Genomic DNA, 17097 nt, shown 5'->3' on the forward strand with positions numbered 1-17097 from the left:
CGCGATTAAGATTTTGAGTATAGTATAATTGATTATAATTTTTTTTTACTTGCATCTCCTAACTTTATTGCATTTAGAATTTAAGCAAGTACCAGCTGATTTAAAAAAAGATAAATGATGTCGACTAAATTTTTTACAAACGAAAATACACTTCTTACTAAAATAGAGGGCATATTCAAACATCGAAATATCTATTTCTTTGATGCACTAGTAGGATACTTCAGAGCATCAGGATATTTCCGCATTCGTCCTTTTGTAGAAAAAGCAAATGAAATACGCATTCTGGTAGGTATACGCATGATAGTAGTTCAGTGATATTAAGAATATGCTGAAAGTGAGTAAATATACCATATTTGTCATTTATCAAGTATAAAATCTCAACTATATATATATATATTCGTACTAAGGTATACTCGCTTTGTATAGGGGAACAGCAAATGAGTAATTATCTTTTTATTGTTAAAGTTATGAGCCTTGGAAGAGATTTAAGGATCACTTTTCAGTTTTATCCAGATCAAATTAAATACACTATAAAATTCGGTTTACAAAAAAAGAACTTACAAGGAAACCTCATAATTGCTTAATTATCAGTCTGGTAGTTGAGAGATTTGAACCCAGACCCTCAGCTTGTAAGGTTCTGAATTTTTAAAAAAAAAGATTAGTCACTAAGAACGTCTCGCCATGTCCATGGAACACGTATCATTCAAATAAGATTTAGCAGACAATCTTTTTAAAATTTTAAAAAGATTGCACGAACTTTAAATACTTATAGACGTGGATGTTGTTATCCCGAGAAAGAGAAAGGATGGACTGGAAGTAAAGTTTTGAAAGTCTATCAGCGATTTTTAAAGTTAAATTGAATCAACGAATATTATACCTGGAGCATCTTCCCAAATTTCTTATCGACAGGAATTTTAGATAGGTATAGACCCTAAGCACCAATAACAGAATCCAAAGCATCATCTTCATTTTGGTGGATAAAGTTCGCCTGATACCCGATTGTGGTTCTTAAATCTGTGTGACGATATAATTTTTGTAGAATTTTTATATCAATTTTTCCACCTGAAATATTGCCAAAAGTATGTCGGGAAATATGCATTGTTAAAGGCTTTGTCAATGCAATTTCTTTTGCTATCTTATCTAAAGCCTCATTAATATTCTTATCAGCATAGGATATTTTCCTTTGAACATGATAGCTGTCCTCTAAATCATCTAAAACTTTCAACTCTGGAAAAATCAAATCGTTTTTGGGTTCATGATTACGATATTGGTCTAGGATTTTGAAAACTTTTTCCGGAACCTTTAAAGAACCAGGTTTCAAGTTTTTATCCATTGAGTAGAAAAGACGGTCATTTTGAAAGTCTGTCCATTTGATTTGCAGTAAATCGCCAAGTCTGATACCCGCGAAATAAAAAGAGAATAACCACAAATTTCTGGCATGATTTAGGTTTGGCTTACTACTAAGGTCTAAGTTTTCTATCAGCTTTACTTCTTCGGAGGTAAGCCCAATTTTTAGAGAGTCTGGTATTTTAATTTGTATTTTATTTTTACCGAATGGATAATTCGTTTTATCAATAATTCCACTTGCAATAGCTTGATTAAAGATTGTCCGTATAATCATCAGGTTGTTAACTATTGACCTTTCTTTTAGCTTAGACTCACCTTTTAAATAGGCTCTATATCTTTTTAGTAATGGAACTGTAATTTCATCAAAAGTAATATCTTTTTCTTTCAGGAATTTCTTAAAGCTGTTTATTCTGGATTGTTCAGGCATTTCACGATTGTATTTACCCGCTTTCTTCATATTGGCAATAAATTCATTCGCCTGGTCAAAGAAAGATTTCCCTCCTGATGGTTTTAAATTTTGTTTTATATCATTTAGGGTTACGGTTTCTGACTTTTTTTGCAGGTCTAAAAGAACATCACTTGCTTCGGCTTTTTTCTGTTGAATCAAATTATTCAAGCGTACCGAATTGGGATGCGATTTCCGTACCTTTTGGCCGACTATGTCCCAATCTTTTTCGAGTATATTATATCCTAAGTAAATAAAAGTTGTCTTACGATCTGTTGTTATTCGTATCGTAAGAGGATAGGTGTCATCAATGTTTTTCTTTTTGCGAAGAACAGCTTTTATAGACGATGCCATAGAGAAAATTATTGTCTTTATTTTTTCGTTGAAACAAAGATAATAAAAATTTGGTACAACATAGGTACAACATTTTGTGTTTTTCCTTAAATTCTATAAGATTTTAATTTTTGTAAATGGCTAATAATGAGATATTTATAATACAATAGAAACCAATAAAGACCGATTGTTTTTGGGCTCATAACCCAAAGGTCACAGGTTCGAGTCCTGTTCCCGCTACAAAAAAGAAGGCGTAACAAATTGATTTTCAATTGTTACGCCTTTATTTTTGAGACTTAGTTAAATTTCTTATACTTGTATTAGCTGCAAAGTTTTAAGAGGTAAAAAGATAAAGTCACTACTAGTCGATATGCAAGAATTAAATTTTAAATAAAGATTTTTTATTTAAATTGTATTTATTTTTATTAAACTTCTTTATAAGAGACAACAAAAAATGAAGAAGTAATAAGCTCCCAATTATCTTCAAGTCGATTCCATATATCTACTGCTCCTATATTAGAGAACTTTGCCAAAAAAAGACCTGAATTATTTATCATTTCCATCCAGTATGAAAAGTTTTTATAGTTATTTTTAATGTTATATCTATTTGTTTCTTCCTTTTGTATGTCTGTTAATTTACTTTCCCCAACTTGCATGTCAAAAATTAATATGCTTTTTGTCTCTTTCAAAAAATTTAATATTGAAGAAAAAAGGTAGCTTATAGCATCATCTTCTAGATAATATAAAAGACCTTCCATAAAAATAATACTACATTTTGAGATATTAAATCCATTGAGTTGTAGATATTTAATTAAATCTTGAGAAAAATCATTAAAATCAAAAGGAATGCATATTGGCAAATATTTCGACCCTAATATTTTTTTCTTAGTAATTAATACTTCCTCTTTGTCTACTTCAAAGCCTGAAATAGAATAATTTAGAATGAAATCTAAAATACAGGTACAATAACCCGAACCTAGTGATACGATTTGACTAGCTTCTTTTTTCTTTAACCATATATTAATTTCATCTAAGAAAAGCTTATGACGAACTGAAATAAGGTTTTCAAAATAAGGAAGTTTTTCATTTAAATTATTCAAAATTGTTGTTGACTCATTGGAAAAAAACAACTCTGCAGAAAAATCTTTGTATAGGGAATCGTTTCTAAGGAATTCCTTATATCTTATTAGAGCCATTACGCCTTCATTTGCATAGTTTGTCATTTTAGTAAGCTGTATTTATATCTAAATCAGATACAGAAAACCATTCTTCCAATATTCCCTCTTCGTTTTTAACAATTAATGAGCCGATCGCTGAAACATTCTCTACTTTGACTAATCTTAATTTTTTATCTTTTATTGCTTGAATATCTTTACCGATAATATTTGAGTATTTTTTCCAAGTCTCAATCAAATCAATTTTGGAAAAATATAAATTTTCGAATTCCGTAAGAAAATTTTGAAAAAAAAATTCTATTTCATAAACCTTTCCCGTTATTTGGTGTAAAGAAATCGCTTTATTTCTTATTTCGTTAGGAAAGGAGGATTGATTCAAATTTATGCCAATTCCTATAATCCATCCTTTTTTATTATTAACATGAAAATTCTCACATAGTATGCCACCAATTTTTTTTTGGCTAAATAATATATCATTTGGCCACTTTAAATGGGCGCTCACTTTATAAATTTCATTTAGAGTTTTAACAGTAGCAATGGCTGGTAAAAATGATAAAGGGTTATGAAAAATGGGTTCATAAAGTAAAATCGACATCCATAAGCCTTCAGGAGTAGAGGATATCCACTTATTACCAGAAGTTCCTCTGCCTTTCGTTTGAGTGCCTGCAATGACTACAGCTCCTTCAAGGATATTAATATTATTCAATAACTCGAAGAATCTTGTATTGGTTGAGTCAGTTGTTTCAAAATAAAAAAGTTGTTTTCCGAAGGATTTAGTCTTTAAACCTTCTTGCAATGATTTCTGGGTCATAAAAGAAAACTATGAATTTGTCCTTGCTATTGAATTAATTAATGCCTCTTCCTCCTTTGTAAGTTGACCTTCCCAAAAAAACTCTACTTGGCCGACATGGAAGACACTCGCTGAATCAATCGGTTCTGTATTTGCTTTATCCGCAAACATTTTAGCATAATTCCACACAGCTCTTATACAATCCTCTTCTTGTTTGGTTTCATAGTTTTTAATTCTTTTTTCGTAGCGTCCGCACCAAGTAGTTAAAGAATGATAATTTTCATTATTATATAAAGAATTATATTCTTTTTCATGTAAAAAAGCTACTGTAAAACCAATAAGCTCATTATTGATTAAACCATTAACAAAAAATTGCTCACTAGATTTTGGACGTCCATTAGAAGTTGAATACGTTCCAATAACTCTATTCCCTGTAACTCTTATTTTAAGAGTGGCTCCTCCTCGAGAAATCCACTTACCTGATGAGATTTTATTCATATTTGACAAATATATCTTTCCCAATTCTAGTTGCAGCCCAATGAGGAGTAGGCCTCTTTTCACTGTTTTCTCTTTGTAATGTTGTTGAGCCAAGGAGCCAATGCATCAACAGCCTATTCGCTTCTGTATCAATATTACCTAGCCAAGTACATAAATTGGGGTTTTCTTTTGTGTAGTCTGCTATAAATGAAATCACATCACCAGATACAGTACCATGTACCGGCCATTTAACTTCTAAAGAAATTTTATCTCCTTTTTCAGTTGGTATTGAGTCAGCTGTTTGATAAAATCCTTTAAAATAACCTGTTTTTTCGTCTATATTTTCTATTGTTAATATAGACCCCAGCTCATTCTGCCATTTCCCTGAAATTTCCTTAATTGGATTATATGCCATTATAATAAATATTTAAAGTGAGAAAGGTTAAGAGCTACTCTATCTAAAATCTAGCACTCAACTCCTGTAAAAAGATTTATTGCGAATATGATGAGAAAAAGCCAAATTAAACAAGTGTTTTTATTTTACGGCTCCATAATATTTTTATATAAATCTTAAATCAATAATTTATTGTTGATTTTGTTGAATTCAAGTCTTTTTAGAAAAGAATATCCAGGTTTTATCGTTCGAGTCTTGTTCCCGCTACAAAGATTATCAGGCAGTTACATTTATTTATGACTGCCTTTTTTATTTCTTCCTAAAACATACCTAAAACAAATTGAAGTTTGTGAATGGCTCTTCACCTCCTTTTACTTTTCCCTCCCTCAATAAACCCTCACCAATTCCAACACCTACCACTGTTTTGTCTGCTTTATTCCCTAATATTGAACTTTCCTTAAACCACCCCACCCCAATGCCAAACCAATTACAACTGAAAAGCTTCAACGGCATACGGGCAATGGCTGCGTTTTAGGATGGTGCTGGGAAATCCTGAGCTATTGCCTTTAAATCTGCTGCATTTTCAATAACTTGTATCTGTTATAGGCCCCACAATCTAATATCTCTTCATAATCTTTATCAAGGGACTGGCTATTAACTCATATCCTTTATCTGACGGATGCAAGCCATCATAAGTCATGTCGATTGAGGCTATCGGATACGGGTATTCATCGGTTTCAGGGTTGAAGGGGATATTGATAGAATCCGGAAAACGATAGTTGGTGTAAGCACCTGTCTGTGGATTTTTAAGGCGTTTAAATTTTACCAGATTTTCCATTTCCAAGCCTTTGGTATGATACAAATCCACTACCGGGAATTTTTCATATTTGCCTATTGAATCAATAGCCATGGCGAAAGACTCAAGCGTTTGTCCGTTCTTGGGCTTATATGAGCCGAAGGCATTGTTCTTGAAATTGAAAAGATACACAAAATCTACCCGCTGCATGGGCGTTATCAGAATAATCGGCGCGGCAGGATTGAGGCTGCGTAACTTATCGATAATGATTCTGAACGAGCCGTAAACAGTATTATTGCCGGTGTTATTTTTATAATCAGTCAGTTGGCCCAGTGGTCTGCTTTGCCACCAGTCGTTCGTGCCCAGAAAAATAGAATAAACATCGGCTTTGGTTAGGTTGAGCTTCTCAATAGCATTGGCAATTCCCCCCGATGTCCAGCCGTTATGGCCCTGATTAACATACTTAATGTGTGGTAATCTTTCAACCACTAAGGTCATATACCCTTTTGTAATGCGGTTATCGGTTTCTTTCTGATGGTCGTTCAGATAGGTGATTGAGTCGCCGATAGCCACCCACGAAAGTTCTTTGAAACTGAATGAACTGAAAAACGCCAGCAGGACGATAGCAAAGGTTAGTTTTTTCATGAGGTTGAATGTTTTAGGTGAAGTAAAGTTAATCATTTTGAAAATGTTTTCAGTTTTCTGTCGTCATTTTAGTTCAAGATATAAGGAACTCACTATAAGCTTTGTAATCTTCTTCAAAAGCGTTAAAAACTCTTCAATATTTTTGTTTAATTTGAAATAGATTTAAATCCTCTATTCAACCAGATAAACCTTGAAATACCTACGCATGAAAAATCTGTTTCTGTGGGCATGTTGTTTGTTCACAAACTTTTCTTTCGCACAAGATGTAAGCCTCGCTCTTCAAAAAAAGCCAGATATTACTCCCGCTCAATTATCAGCACAATGGGCAAAAGTAAATAAAAGTGTCAACGTAAGTTTTGCCTCAGCTAGCAAGCGCTTTGCTCAGGAGTTGCCTCCGGCAATTCAACAAAATTCTATATGGACAGCCAGCGCCTGGAAAGGAGAAAAAGTTCATACCCAACTTTTGGTATGGGCAAAAACAGAGGTAAATAATGTAACAGTTAGTGTAAGCGACTTAAAAGGCAGCAGCGGAAGCCTGATAAAAAAGAACGCTATTTCAACCGGATTTGTGCAATATGTAATGACTGACGAGTTCAGAGACGGCTGTGGATACCGGAAACCTCAGAACTTCGATTCTTCTAAAGTAGCTGATATTATCAATGTAGACCTCAAGAGTATTCAGGTGAAGAAAAATACTACGCAACCTGTATGGCTCAGTATTAAAGTTCCGGCCGATTGCCAGCCGGGCATATATTCAGGGATAATTACGGTAACGGCAGATAAGAAGTATATGCTTAATGTTAACCTGAATGTGGTAGATAAAACGCTGCCACCGCCATCGGAATGGAGTTACCGACTTGATTTCTGGCAACATCCTCTTGCCATTGCCCGTGTGCATCAATTGCAACCGTGGAGCGAGGCACACTTTGCCATGATGCGAAAGTATTATACCATGCTGGCCGATGCCGGACAGAAAATCATCACTACCAGCATTGTGAATGAGCCATGGGGGCACCAGACTTATGATGATTTCCCGAGTCTGATTAAATGGACTAAAAAGAAAAACGGCGAATGGATCTATGATTACTCACTGTTTGATAAGTACGTGGCTTTTGTAATGAGCTGCGGTATAAAGAAGCAGATTAACTGCTACAGCATGGTGCCTTGGAAAATTGCTTTTACTTATTACGATGAAGCCGAAGGGAAAGAAGTCGTGTTCACGCAGGCCATTGGTACACCTGCCTATAATGAGTTCTGGAAAACCATGCTGACAGATTTTACTGCGCACCTGAAACAAAAAGGCTGGTTTGAGATAACCACCATAGCCATGGACGAACGCCCCATGCCTGCCATGCAAGCGGTTATTAAATTGCTGAAAAGCATCGATACAGGCTGGAAGGTATCTTTGGCAGGAGATTTCCACCCTGAAATTGAAAAAGATATTTTTGATTACTGTGTGGCATCCAGATGGAAGTACCCAGATGATGTTCTGCAAAGCAGAAAAAAGCAAAACAAGATAAGCACCTGGTATACCTGCTGTGCTGAGAAATACCCGAACGCTTTTACATTCTCTCCACCTGAAGAAATGGTCTGGATGGGGTGGTACACCGCTGCCACGGGCATGGATGGCTATTTGCGCTGGGCGTTTAACAGTTGGCCCAAAGCGCCTTTGACCGACAGCCGTTTTACGGCCTGGCCTGCCGGTGATACCTTTCAGGTGTATCCGGGTGCGCTGTCATCTATCCGTTTCGAGAAAATTATTGAGGGTATTCAGGACTTTGAGAAGATTCAATTACTACGAAAAGAATACCAAAGTAGACAGCAAACAGCCAAGCTTAATAAACTGGAAGCCGCACTAAAAACTTTTGAAATCAAGTATCTGGAGGTAGTAGGTGCAGAAGCAACGGTTGCACAGGCAAAAAGTTTATTAAATGAGTAGTTTATCTTATTCAATACCGATACCACTATGAAACATATTCTCAGTCTTTGCTTTTCGTTGTTGCTGATTAGTTTTTCTTCATTAGCGCAGCCCATCAAATGGTGGAATCCTGCCCAGGCTACTTATCCGGTTATTGAGGGGAGGGCTTGGCATACCAATTTGGTGAGACCTTATGACAGACTGCCTGCGAAGGCAGAAAAAACGGTACGAGACGCCGTGTGGTCGCTAGGGCAGCATACGGCCGGTGAATACATCAAATTCACCACCAATGCAACTGAAATAACGGTTCGCTACCAAATTACCAAAAACAAAAGTATGGACCACATGCCTGCTACCGGCGTTAGCGGGGTTGATTTGTATGGCTTGGATGCCAACAATAACTGGCAATGGATTCGGGGCGCTTATAGCTTTGGTGATACTGTTCAGTATAAGTTTACCAATGTTATAAGCACTGTACCTTTCAAGGAGTTTCGCCTGTATTTGCCCCTATATAATATTCCGAAATGGATGCAGGTAGGTGTGCCTGATGGAAAATCATTTACACTTATTGAGGTGAATAAAGAACCAGCTCTGGTAATGTATGGAACCTCTATTATGCAGGGTGCCTGCGCCAGCAGACCCGGTCTGGCATGGACAAATATACTGGGGCGCAAACTTAATTTGCCAATTGTTAATCTGGGGTTCTCGGGCAATGGCCGGTTAGAGCCACCTGTTATCGACCTATTGAATGAAACCAATGCCCGTCTATTTGTACTTGATTGCCAGCCCAATCTGGTTGATAAAAAAGTGTATTCCGGTGGAGAGATAGAAAACCGGATACGCACTTCAGTAAAAAGCCTGCAGGCCAAACATCCGGATGTGCCGATTCTTTTGGTAGAACACAGCTGTGGTGTGCCGGAAGTGGGAGTGGATACCACCTTTTTTAACCGATACAAATGGAGCAGTGAGGTAATGAATAAAACCTTTACCGCCATGAAAAAAGAGGGCGTAAAGCATATTTACCTGCTCACGGCAAAAGAAATAGGCTTCGATGCTGCCTCAACCGTAGACGGCACCCACCCAACCGATATAGGCATGATGAAATATGCAGATGCTTATGAGAAGGTGATTAAGGCGATTTTGGGGAGGAAGAAAAGATAATTCCTCTTTAACTCGTAGTGCATTTAAGAAGAATAGACTAATAGACTTCTAATTAGCACTAATCAAAGATTATTGAATTTAATCAGTTAACCTTCCATTCAAACGGAATCCCATAGGGATGGTATATCAGTAGACGTAGATTTGGCTTATAGCCGCGTATCCCGTCAGGGATAATATATTTATTGTTGAGTATTTAATATATCGTCCCGATGGGACTTTATACGGGTATCAGCAATATTTTCTACCGATATACTATCCCTACGGGATACCCAATCTTTCAAAAAACGCAGAATCAATCTAAAAGCAATCCCAAACAAGTGCAGATTCATTTCTGCATCAAATGACTTGAAGATGTTGAACTGGATGTTTCAATCAAACTCTTTAGAATATTTATTGGCAGTTTTTATTATCCGATTCAAAATGCACTACGGGTCTCTTTAATCAATTTTTATCAGTTAATTTCCTAAAAAGCGCTTCATTAAGTTTGTAATTAAAAATACGGTTATCTATTGAGGTTGGTACTTTTTCAATAGGGGTTTCAATGCCAAAAATTAACTCTAATTTTGGAATTAATGCCTTAATGAAATCATGCCTTACTTTTCTTTGGTTTTCAAATTTAAGGTTTCAATAGTTAGTGTCCACTTTCCAAAAATTGATAAGTTTTTGATTAATTATCTATGGGAATTTTGTTAAAAAATGGCAACGCCAAATCACTTTTGTAAAGGCTTATTTATTCGGAGTTAATCAAAATTTGAAATACAATTAAATGAATTAAAACAAAAACTATTAGATTTGTAATTTTTATTTATTCATGTAACTCCTGATTGGAAAAGTCTTGTTATTCTTGTTTTGAAATTTATACAAAACAATCAAAATCGTTGTCTGACTATAAAAATGCTTCGTAAATGAAAAAAATCATAAGTGTCTTATTACTACTTAACTTTGTGTTTGCCTGCAAACCAAAATCAGAAGAGATTGTGCCAGTTGATGAAACTGAATGCAGGCTACTATCATTCAAGGAAACTAATTATTTTGGTACAGTTACGGCCAATGAAGTGTACAGTTATAATTCTGCCAAAAGACTGATTGAACTTAAGAGCCAGGAAATGTTAGAGAAGTATGAATATAATTCAAAAGGGCTACGAATCAAAAAAACCGTGTCCAGATTGTCAAATATGAACAAAGAGGCTGAGGAGGAGTACTTGTATAATGATAAAGACCAGTTGATTAAAGAGATAAGAAGATGGCTGGATCCTACATCTGGTAAATCAACCGAGGACTATCTATTATATGAATATCATAATAATGGTAAATTACGTAAAAAGGAGTATTATTTGCATATAGTCGGAGGATTATATACAAGAGTTCAATATAATGAACAAGGACTTAGTATACTGGAGGAAGGTCCAAATGGGCTTGTCGTTAAGAATGAATACAATGCCGTTGGTAAAGTCACCAGAACAATTCAGAATTTGCCTGCACCCAATAATATGACAATGGAACAAACGGTTGAGTATAATGCAAAAAATTTGCCTATCAAAATTACTATTAAGATTAACAACACCGTAAACGGGTATCTTAATTACGAGTATAATGACAAAGGCCAGGAAACCGGTCAGTTTTACACTTTAATTGATGGAGCGTTGAACAGCAAGAAAATTACCGAGTACAACGGTGAAAACTATATTGTTAAAAATTATAACGGTAAAAATGAATTAATAGATCGAACCGAATATGAAGTTCTGAATAATCGGATTATGAAAAAAACCTATTACAAAAAGGATGTATTCCAATACTCCAATAGTTTTGCTTATGATGCATCTGGCAATATGATAAAAGATGAGATGAAGGTCAATTATCAAGCTAATCCTATAATCAAGGAATGGGCTTATGCCTGTAATTAAGGGATTATTTAATGGCAATAAATAGCTTTCTTTCAATATATTAGAAACTGTAAATAAAACTGTTTCAACGTAAAATTTACCATTACGCTAGTGTAAAAGGCATAATGCAATAAAATCAATTTGTGAGACACTGTCTCACAAATTGAAGAGTCAATCCTCCAATATATTCCCTACAAAGGTATTTTTAAAGAAAAAGGCGGTGAGTAGAAAAACTACTGCCCAGTTGAGATAGATGTAGTAAAAGTCTTCTACGTCGCGGTAGATGCTGTCTTTGATTTTTACTTTTTCAAGGCGGTTAATCTGTGCAAAAATATTCTGTAGCGTCTGGTTGTCGGTGGCTGTAAAAAACTGTCCGTTACCCTGCCGGGCAATTTTCTTAAGGGTGCTTTCATCTACTTTTACATTCTGGCTGTCTTTTCCCACCAGAATGGTGTACACCTTTATACCGAACGACTTGGCTAAATCGGCAGCTGTCAGTGGGTCGAGCGTTCCGGCGGTGTTATCACCATCACTTAATATGATGGCTACTTTACTATTGCCCGGTACCTCACGCAGGCGGTTGATACAGGTCGCCAGAGCGCTGCCAATGGCTGTACCCGAGGTTTTTATCATGTTACTGTTTATCTCATCCAGATACTCATTCAGCATATCGTAGTCGGTCGTAAGCGGACAGATAGAATAAGAGTCTGCCGCAAAAATAACCAGCCCGATACGGTCCTGAAAACGGCCTTTGACAAACTCCCGGGCCACATTTTTAGCGGCATCGAGGCGGTTAGGGCTCAGGTCTTTTTCAAGCATAGACTCTGATATATCCATTGCCAGCATAATATCAATACCTTCTGAAAACTGTTCTTTGCTTTCTCGTACACGTTGCGGACGCGCCAGTGATAACAAAACAAAGGCAATGCCAAGCACAAAAAAAAGTGGCGGCAGGAACCGTAAATAACTAATTAAGCTGGGTTTTAGCTGAGGGTTGCTCAACGATAAGCCCAGTTTCTGTTGGCCGCGGTTATAAAACAACCAGCGTAACAAAAACAAAAACGGGATGCCCGCAATGCAATACAGATACACTCGTTCAGCCCACACGAACGAACGCAGGGTTTCCCATTTGAGCCAGTCTATCGAGAACCAATCCCACATTTGTAATTAGTGAATAATTATTGAGTGAATGAGTGATTTAGTGAATGAGTGATTATTAGGATTGCTTGTAATAATCTACTGCTTTTCTTACGCTGCCGTGTTGTAGTACCAATGCGTGAGCCTCTTCATGTGGGATTTTCAGCTCTTGCATTACCATTCGGGTGGCACGTTCAATCAGTTTCAGGTTGGTAAGCTGCATATCTACCATTTTGTTGCCACGTACCCTGCCTAACTGAATCATTACTGCCGTTGAAATCATGTTCAGCACAAGCTTCTGTGCCGTGCCTGCTTTCATGCGCGTGCTGCCTGTTACAAATTCAGGGCCTACTACGGCTTCAACCGGATATTCTGCCTCGGCTGCTACGGCGCTTCCGGCGTTACAAACCACACAGCCTGTCAGGATACCGTGCTGGCGGGCAGTTTTTAAGCCACCTACTACATACGGCGTTCTACCTGATGCTGCAATGCCAATGAGGGTATCTTTATCGTTTATTTTATATTTCGCCAGGTCTATCCATGCCTGTTCAATATCATCTTCGGCATTTTCAACGGCTTTTCTGATAGCCTTGTCTCCACCGGCCATAATTCCTACCACCATGCCGTGCGGCACCCCGAAAGTAGGGGGACACTCAGAGGCATCTACAATACCCAAACGGCCGCTCGTTCCGGCACCGATGTAGAAAATCCTGCCACCGGCTTTCATGCGTGGTACTATCTGGCTTACCAATGCTTCTATCTGCGGAATGCACTTTTCTACGGCATCAGGTACCGTTTTATCTTCATTATTAATATTGATGAGCAGTTCATGCACCGACATCTTTTCAAGATTATCGTAATGCGAACTCGATTCTGTTGCCAGTTTTTCTAAGCCAAGAGACATATTCTGCTATTCGTAGTTTTTTTAAAAGTTTTAATTTAGATGCGCCAGAGCTTATAGAAAAGCAATGCACCTATTTATTCCAATATATTATCAGGTTCTTACTCGCTCTCCCTGCGGCAATAATATCCAAACGGCCGTCGCCGTCCATATCCGCACACTGCATGTCCTCGCAGGCCATTGTGTTGTCGTCAATAATGTGTTCAGTCCATTGGGTAAAAGTGGCATCAGGTATATAGAATTGAATACCTACCTTTTTATCCTTGTTTGGTTCACGCCAGCCTACGGCTATTTGCGGCCTGCCCAGGTTCAGGAAATCGGCCAGTGCCAGTGCATGCCCCTGATTCAGGTTTTCGGTCAGCACTTGAGGCTCACGGTTATTGCTTACCCAAACCAGCTTATTGCCATGCATGGGCTGAACGGTTGCAAAATAGCCATTTTTGTTTACTTCTGCATATTTCAGTTCACCAATCATCATGTTTTTGTGTTCTTTACCCGCTTTCTCCCATTTGTTGGTGTACTGATAGGTGCGAAGCCCTTCCTTGCCTCCGATGGTAAGGTATGTGGTAGTCTTCTCTTCTGTCACTTCAAAATTATGGGTCAGGTGCATGGTTGAGTCAATCAAAGTGCGCTTCCATTCCGACTTTACATTCTTTGGTACTTCATAAGCCCATATTTTCACACCCGCACCTTCGCCATTGCGGTTGCCTAAACCATGCAGCGGTACCACCACCAGTTGATATTTATTTTTGGCCTTTACCCATTTCATACGGTGAATGGTTACCTCATGATGCAACTCCACAGCCTCCCATTTTTGTGTAGGGTCAACAGGACGAATCAGATAATGCACCGAACCAGATTTTATGGGGTCTTTCGTCTCGGCCGGATTCCAGTTAGCGCCAACTGCTACTTCTACTTTGCCATCACCGTCTATGTCTCGTGCGGCTATGCACACATTATCTCGGGCTGTCAGGTTTTCAATCATCACAAAGCGTTTCCAGTCGCCGTTTCTATACCATACAAACTGTTTCTGGTCAGCCATTAGTATATCGGATCGTTTGTCGCCGTCTACATCACCAATGGCCAGTCCATAACCGATACTTACCTGATTATCGATAATTTGAGGTATAAAATTGGGGGCTTGCGCAAAACATAACTGTATTGAAAGCACACAGAAAAGGAGAGTTTTCATAGGTTGAAGGAGAATCAGTAAAACATACTACAAAGTTTACAATAAAATTAATTGATTACGATTCAACCGGAAATAAACTTTGTGTCAGGCAGCGATAAGATGGGATATAAACAGCAGAAAGCCCTCTTGGATGTAGAGGACTTTCTGATTGCGAAGAGAGTTATTTCATTAATTCCGCATAATGCTTATAAAACAAAGGAATAGTTTCTATGCCCTTGTAGAAGTTGACTAAACCATAATGCTCATTAGGCGAATGCAACGCATCAGAGTCAAGCCCAAAGCCAAACAAGATAGATTTTAATCCCAGTTCTTTTTCGAACAGAGAAACAATCGGTATGCTGCCTCCGCCACGGGTAGGCACAGGTTTTTTGCCAAAGGCTTCTTCCATAGCCAGCATGGCTGCTTTATATCCGGCCGATTCGGTAGGAGTAACATAAGGTTGCCCTCCGTGGTGGCGGGTAACTGTTACCTTTACAGTAGGCGGTGCAATGGCTCTGAAATGCGCATCAAACAGGTCTGCTATTTCTTCCCAGTCCTGGTCAGGCACTAAACGCATTGATATTTTGGCAAATGCCTTTGATGGTAAAACCGTTTTTGAGCCTTCGCCAGTATAACCTCCCCAGATACCGTTTACATCCAGTGTCGGGCGGATAGACGCACGCTCACGAGTGGTGTAACCCTTTTCGCCGGTTACTTCGGCAATATCAAGGTCAGCTTTATATTCTTCCAGACTGAACGGAGCGGCTTCCAGGGCGTCGCGTTCATCGGGTGTCAATTCAACTACTTTATCATAAAAACCCTTAACTGTTATTTTGCCGTCGGCGTCATGCATAGAGGCAATCATCTGGCATAAAACATTTACAGGATTTGCCACAGCGCCACCATAAACACCGGAATGCAAATCACGGTTTGGTCCGGTTACAGAAACTTCCATGTAGGTTAATCCGCGTAAACCTGTTTCAACAGATGGTATATCATTGGCTATGATAGAAGTATCTGAAATCAGAATCACATCAGCCTTTAGTTTCTCTTTGTTCTCTTTTACAAAATTACCCAGGTTTTCAGACCCCACCTCTTCTTCTCCTTCAAACATAATCTTTACATTGCAAGGCAGATGCCCTTCGGCCAGCATCATTTCAATGGCTTTTACGTGCATGTAAATCTGGCCTTTGTCATCGCATGATCCGCGGGCAAAAATAGCCCCTTCGGGGTGAATCTTGGTTTGTTTGATGGTAGGTTCAAACGGTGGCGAATCCCACAGTTCATAAGGGTCAGCAGGTTGCACATCGTAGTGTCCGTAAACCAGAATAGTAGGTAAAGAGGCATCCACTATTTTTTCGGCATATACTACCGGGTGCCCGGCTGTGGGGCATATCTCGGCTTTATCAAGGCCTGCCTGCTGTAACTTTTCTTTGATGTATTCGGCTGCACGAATCATGTCAGGTTGAAATTTAGAATCGGCACTGACAGACGGAATCCTCAGGAAATCAAACAACTCGTTCAGAAAACGGTCTTTGTTCTGGTTGATGTAAGTACTCATAATATTTTGTTGAAGCGCCCTTGCAAGGCGAGGCAGATAATTATTTGCATGGTAACAGAAAGCAAAAAGCCTGCTGTCTTTTACACAAAGTAAAAGAATTGCCGCAGAGAATACAAGGAATTTGGCTAACCGCTTTTATTTCTTAGTGCCGAACTTATTTTCGGTTCCGTTCATTAAGCGCTGAATGTTGTGGCGATGAGTAAAGGCCAGAACCACAAATAAAACACAGCCAAAAGCCAGATAGTAGGGGTCTTTATCAGGGTTTATTCCCCACACATTAAAGGCTATCTGTATCGGAAAGAACAGCGCACTCAGAATGGAGCCTAAAGAAACGTATCTGGTAGTAAAAACAATAAGCAGAAAAACTGCCAGGCAGATGATAACTGTGTAAGGAAACGAAGCAGCAATAACACCCAGTGCCGTGGCTACTCCTTTGCCGCCTCTGAATTGGGCAAACACCGGGAACAGGTGGCCGGCCACTGCTGAAATACCCATGAGCAGAAAGAGATATTTATTAGCATCAGGAAAAAGCAGATGGGCTGCTTCTACTGCCAGAAAACCTTTGAGAAAATCGATGAGCAGTACGATTATGCCTGCTTTGCGGCCGAAGGTGCGTAAAGAGTTAGTTGCCCCGGCATTACCACTGCCATGTTGACGGACGTCAACGCCATGAAAAATTTTTCCGTACCAAACAGCAGTAGGAATAGATCCCAGCAAATAGGCTAAAACAACGCCCATTACAATCATAAATTTTCTTTAGTTTTGATATTGATTTGCAAAGCTATATAAATATTGTGAGATTTAAAGATTTAAAAATTCATTAAAATCTATAAAATACTTATATTCAATATTTTATGAGTATAAATTTTTTCAATAAAATTGTATATTTCGCTTAAACAGTATTCGCGCATACTAACTTTCCTGTTCATGCTTTCAAGCCTCCTGTATTCAGCATAAATAGCC

Annotated in this window: 15 protein-coding genes; 4 read left to right on the forward strand and 11 right to left on the reverse strand. The window is 38.1% G+C overall.

Going from position 1 to position 17097, the window contains the following annotated elements; genetic code table 11:
* Positions 1-114 precede the first annotated feature (114 nt).
* Complete coding sequence (locus tag MB380_RS01550; RefSeq protein ID WP_253532491.1) at positions 115-315, forward strand: hypothetical protein; 201 nt, start codon at positions 115-117, stop codon at positions 313-315.
* A gap of 616 nt (positions 316-931) precedes the next feature.
* On the opposite strand, the gene MB380_RS01555 is transcribed toward MB380_RS01550, so the two are convergent.
* From MB380_RS01555 to MB380_RS01580, 6 genes are all read right to left on the reverse strand, one after another.
* On the reverse strand, positions 932-2146 hold the full coding sequence (locus tag MB380_RS01555; RefSeq protein WP_253532493.1) for a site-specific integrase: 1215 nt from the start codon (positions 2144-2146) through the stop codon (positions 932-934).
* A 404-nt stretch (positions 2147-2550) separates the two neighbouring features.
* Positions 2551-3348 (reverse strand): class I SAM-dependent methyltransferase, encoded by a 798-nt coding sequence (locus MB380_RS01560; RefSeq protein ID WP_253532494.1) that lies wholly within the window; start codon positions 3346-3348, stop codon positions 2551-2553.
* A gap of 1 nt (position 3349) precedes the next feature.
* Entirely contained in the window at positions 3350-4111 is a 762-nt protein-coding gene (locus MB380_RS01565; RefSeq protein WP_253532504.1) for a biotin--[acetyl-CoA-carboxylase] ligase, read from the reverse strand.
* Between the two features lie 9 nt (positions 4112-4120).
* A complete protein-coding gene (locus MB380_RS01570) occupies positions 4121-4588 on the reverse strand; it encodes an avidin/streptavidin family protein (RefSeq protein ID WP_253532506.1) in 468 nt (155 codons plus the stop codon).
* Positions 4581-4982 carry an avidin/streptavidin family protein gene (locus MB380_RS01575; RefSeq protein ID WP_253532508.1) on the reverse strand — a complete coding sequence of 134 codons (402 nt, stop codon included), beginning with the start codon at positions 4980-4982 and terminating at the stop codon, positions 4581-4583. The genes MB380_RS01570 and MB380_RS01575 overlap by 8 nt, the downstream gene beginning before the upstream one ends.
* Before the next feature lie 595 nt (positions 4983-5577).
* Positions 5578-6402, reverse strand: coding sequence for an SGNH/GDSL hydrolase family protein (locus MB380_RS01580; RefSeq protein ID WP_253532510.1), 825 nt, complete (start codon positions 6400-6402; stop codon positions 5578-5580).
* 205 nt (positions 6403-6607) lie between these two features.
* Here MB380_RS01580 and MB380_RS01585 point away from each other — a divergent pair, with 205 nt between their 5' ends.
* The 3 genes from MB380_RS01585 to MB380_RS01595 all read left to right on the forward strand — a co-directional run bounded on the left by MB380_RS01585 (position 6608) and on the right by MB380_RS01595 (position 11385).
* On the forward strand, positions 6608-8341 hold the full coding sequence (locus MB380_RS01585; protein WP_253532512.1) for a glycoside hydrolase domain-containing protein: 1734 nt from the start codon (positions 6608-6610) through the stop codon (positions 8339-8341).
* 27 nt (positions 8342-8368) lie between these two features.
* The gene (locus MB380_RS01590; protein ID WP_253532514.1) at positions 8369-9481 is read left to right on the forward strand and encodes an SGNH/GDSL hydrolase family protein; all 1113 of its coding nucleotides are present in this window, start codon (positions 8369-8371) and stop codon (positions 9479-9481) included.
* 905 nt (positions 9482-10386) lie between these two features.
* On the forward strand, positions 10387-11385 hold the full coding sequence (locus MB380_RS01595) for a hypothetical protein (RefSeq protein ID WP_253532516.1): 999 nt from the start codon (positions 10387-10389) through the stop codon (positions 11383-11385).
* A 150-nt stretch (positions 11386-11535) separates the two neighbouring features.
* Here MB380_RS01595 and MB380_RS01600 read toward each other — a convergent pair whose 3' ends face one another.
* The 5 genes from MB380_RS01600 to plsY all read right to left on the reverse strand — a co-directional run bounded on the left by MB380_RS01600 (position 11536) and on the right by plsY (position 16872).
* On the reverse strand, positions 11536-12525 hold the full coding sequence (locus MB380_RS01600) for a VWA domain-containing protein (RefSeq protein WP_253532518.1): 990 nt from the start codon (positions 12523-12525) through the stop codon (positions 11536-11538).
* A gap of 55 nt (positions 12526-12580) precedes the next feature.
* Positions 12581-13405, reverse strand: a complete 825-nt coding sequence (gene murQ / locus MB380_RS01605) for an N-acetylmuramic acid 6-phosphate etherase (RefSeq protein WP_253532522.1) — start codon at positions 13403-13405, stop codon at positions 12581-12583.
* Positions 13406-13475: 70 nt separating this feature from the next.
* The gene (locus MB380_RS01610) at positions 13476-14594 is read right to left on the reverse strand and encodes an FG-GAP-like repeat-containing protein (protein WP_253532524.1); all 1119 of its coding nucleotides are present in this window, start codon (positions 14592-14594) and stop codon (positions 13476-13478) included.
* Between the two features lie 160 nt (positions 14595-14754).
* Complete coding sequence (locus MB380_RS01615; RefSeq protein ID WP_253532532.1) at positions 14755-16134, reverse strand: dipeptidase; 1380 nt, start codon at positions 16132-16134, stop codon at positions 14755-14757.
* 135 nt (positions 16135-16269) lie between these two features.
* Complete coding sequence (gene plsY / locus MB380_RS01620; protein ID WP_253532534.1) at positions 16270-16872, reverse strand: glycerol-3-phosphate 1-O-acyltransferase PlsY; 603 nt, start codon at positions 16870-16872, stop codon at positions 16270-16272.
* Positions 16873-17097 lie beyond the last annotated feature (225 nt).

Source organism: Emticicia sp. 21SJ11W-3 (assembly GCF_024138715.1).
In the GTDB taxonomy this organism is placed as follows: Bacteria; Bacteroidota; Bacteroidia; order Cytophagales; family Spirosomataceae; genus Emticicia; species Emticicia fluvialis.

What these genes read in the sequence shown, in the direction of transcription:
- MB380_RS01615 (WP_253532532.1), bottom strand. Translation starts at nt 16,134, where the DNA reads ATGAGTACTTACATCAACCAGAACAAAGACCGTTTTCTGAACGAGTTG.
- MB380_RS01550 (WP_253532491.1), top strand. Translation starts at nt 115, where the DNA reads ATGATGTCGACTAAATTTTTTACAAACGAAAATACACTTCTTACTAAA.
- murQ (WP_253532522.1), bottom strand. Translation starts at nt 13,405, where the DNA reads ATGTCTCTTGGCTTAGAAAAACTGGCAACAGAATCGAGTTCGCATTAC.
- MB380_RS01585 (WP_253532512.1), top strand. Translation starts at nt 6,608, where the DNA reads ATGAAAAATCTGTTTCTGTGGGCATGTTGTTTGTTCACAAACTTTTCT.
- MB380_RS01610 (WP_253532524.1), bottom strand. Translation starts at nt 14,594, where the DNA reads ATGAAAACTCTCCTTTTCTGTGTGCTTTCAATACAGTTATGTTTTGCG.
- MB380_RS01590 (WP_253532514.1), top strand. Translation starts at nt 8,369, where the DNA reads ATGAAACATATTCTCAGTCTTTGCTTTTCGTTGTTGCTGATTAGTTTT.
- MB380_RS01575 (WP_253532508.1), bottom strand. Translation starts at nt 4,982, where the DNA reads ATGGCATATAATCCAATTAAGGAAATTTCAGGGAAATGGCAGAATGAG.
- MB380_RS01570 (WP_253532506.1), bottom strand. Translation starts at nt 4,588, where the DNA reads ATGAATAAAATCTCATCAGGTAAGTGGATTTCTCGAGGAGGAGCCACT.
- plsY (WP_253532534.1), bottom strand. Translation starts at nt 16,872, where the DNA reads ATGGGCGTTGTTTTAGCCTATTTGCTGGGATCTATTCCTACTGCTGTT.
- MB380_RS01600 (WP_253532518.1), bottom strand. Translation starts at nt 12,525, where the DNA reads ATGTGGGATTGGTTCTCGATAGACTGGCTCAAATGGGAAACCCTGCGT.
- MB380_RS01555 (WP_253532493.1), bottom strand. Translation starts at nt 2,146, where the DNA reads ATGGCATCGTCTATAAAAGCTGTTCTTCGCAAAAAGAAAAACATTGAT.
- MB380_RS01560 (WP_253532494.1), bottom strand. Translation starts at nt 3,348, where the DNA reads ATGACAAACTATGCAAATGAAGGCGTAATGGCTCTAATAAGATATAAG.
- MB380_RS01565 (WP_253532504.1), bottom strand. Translation starts at nt 4,111, where the DNA reads ATGACCCAGAAATCATTGCAAGAAGGTTTAAAGACTAAATCCTTCGGA.
- MB380_RS01580 (WP_253532510.1), bottom strand. Translation starts at nt 6,402, where the DNA reads ATGAAAAAACTAACCTTTGCTATCGTCCTGCTGGCGTTTTTCAGTTCA.
- MB380_RS01595 (WP_253532516.1), top strand. Translation starts at nt 10,387, where the DNA reads ATGAAAAAAATCATAAGTGTCTTATTACTACTTAACTTTGTGTTTGCC.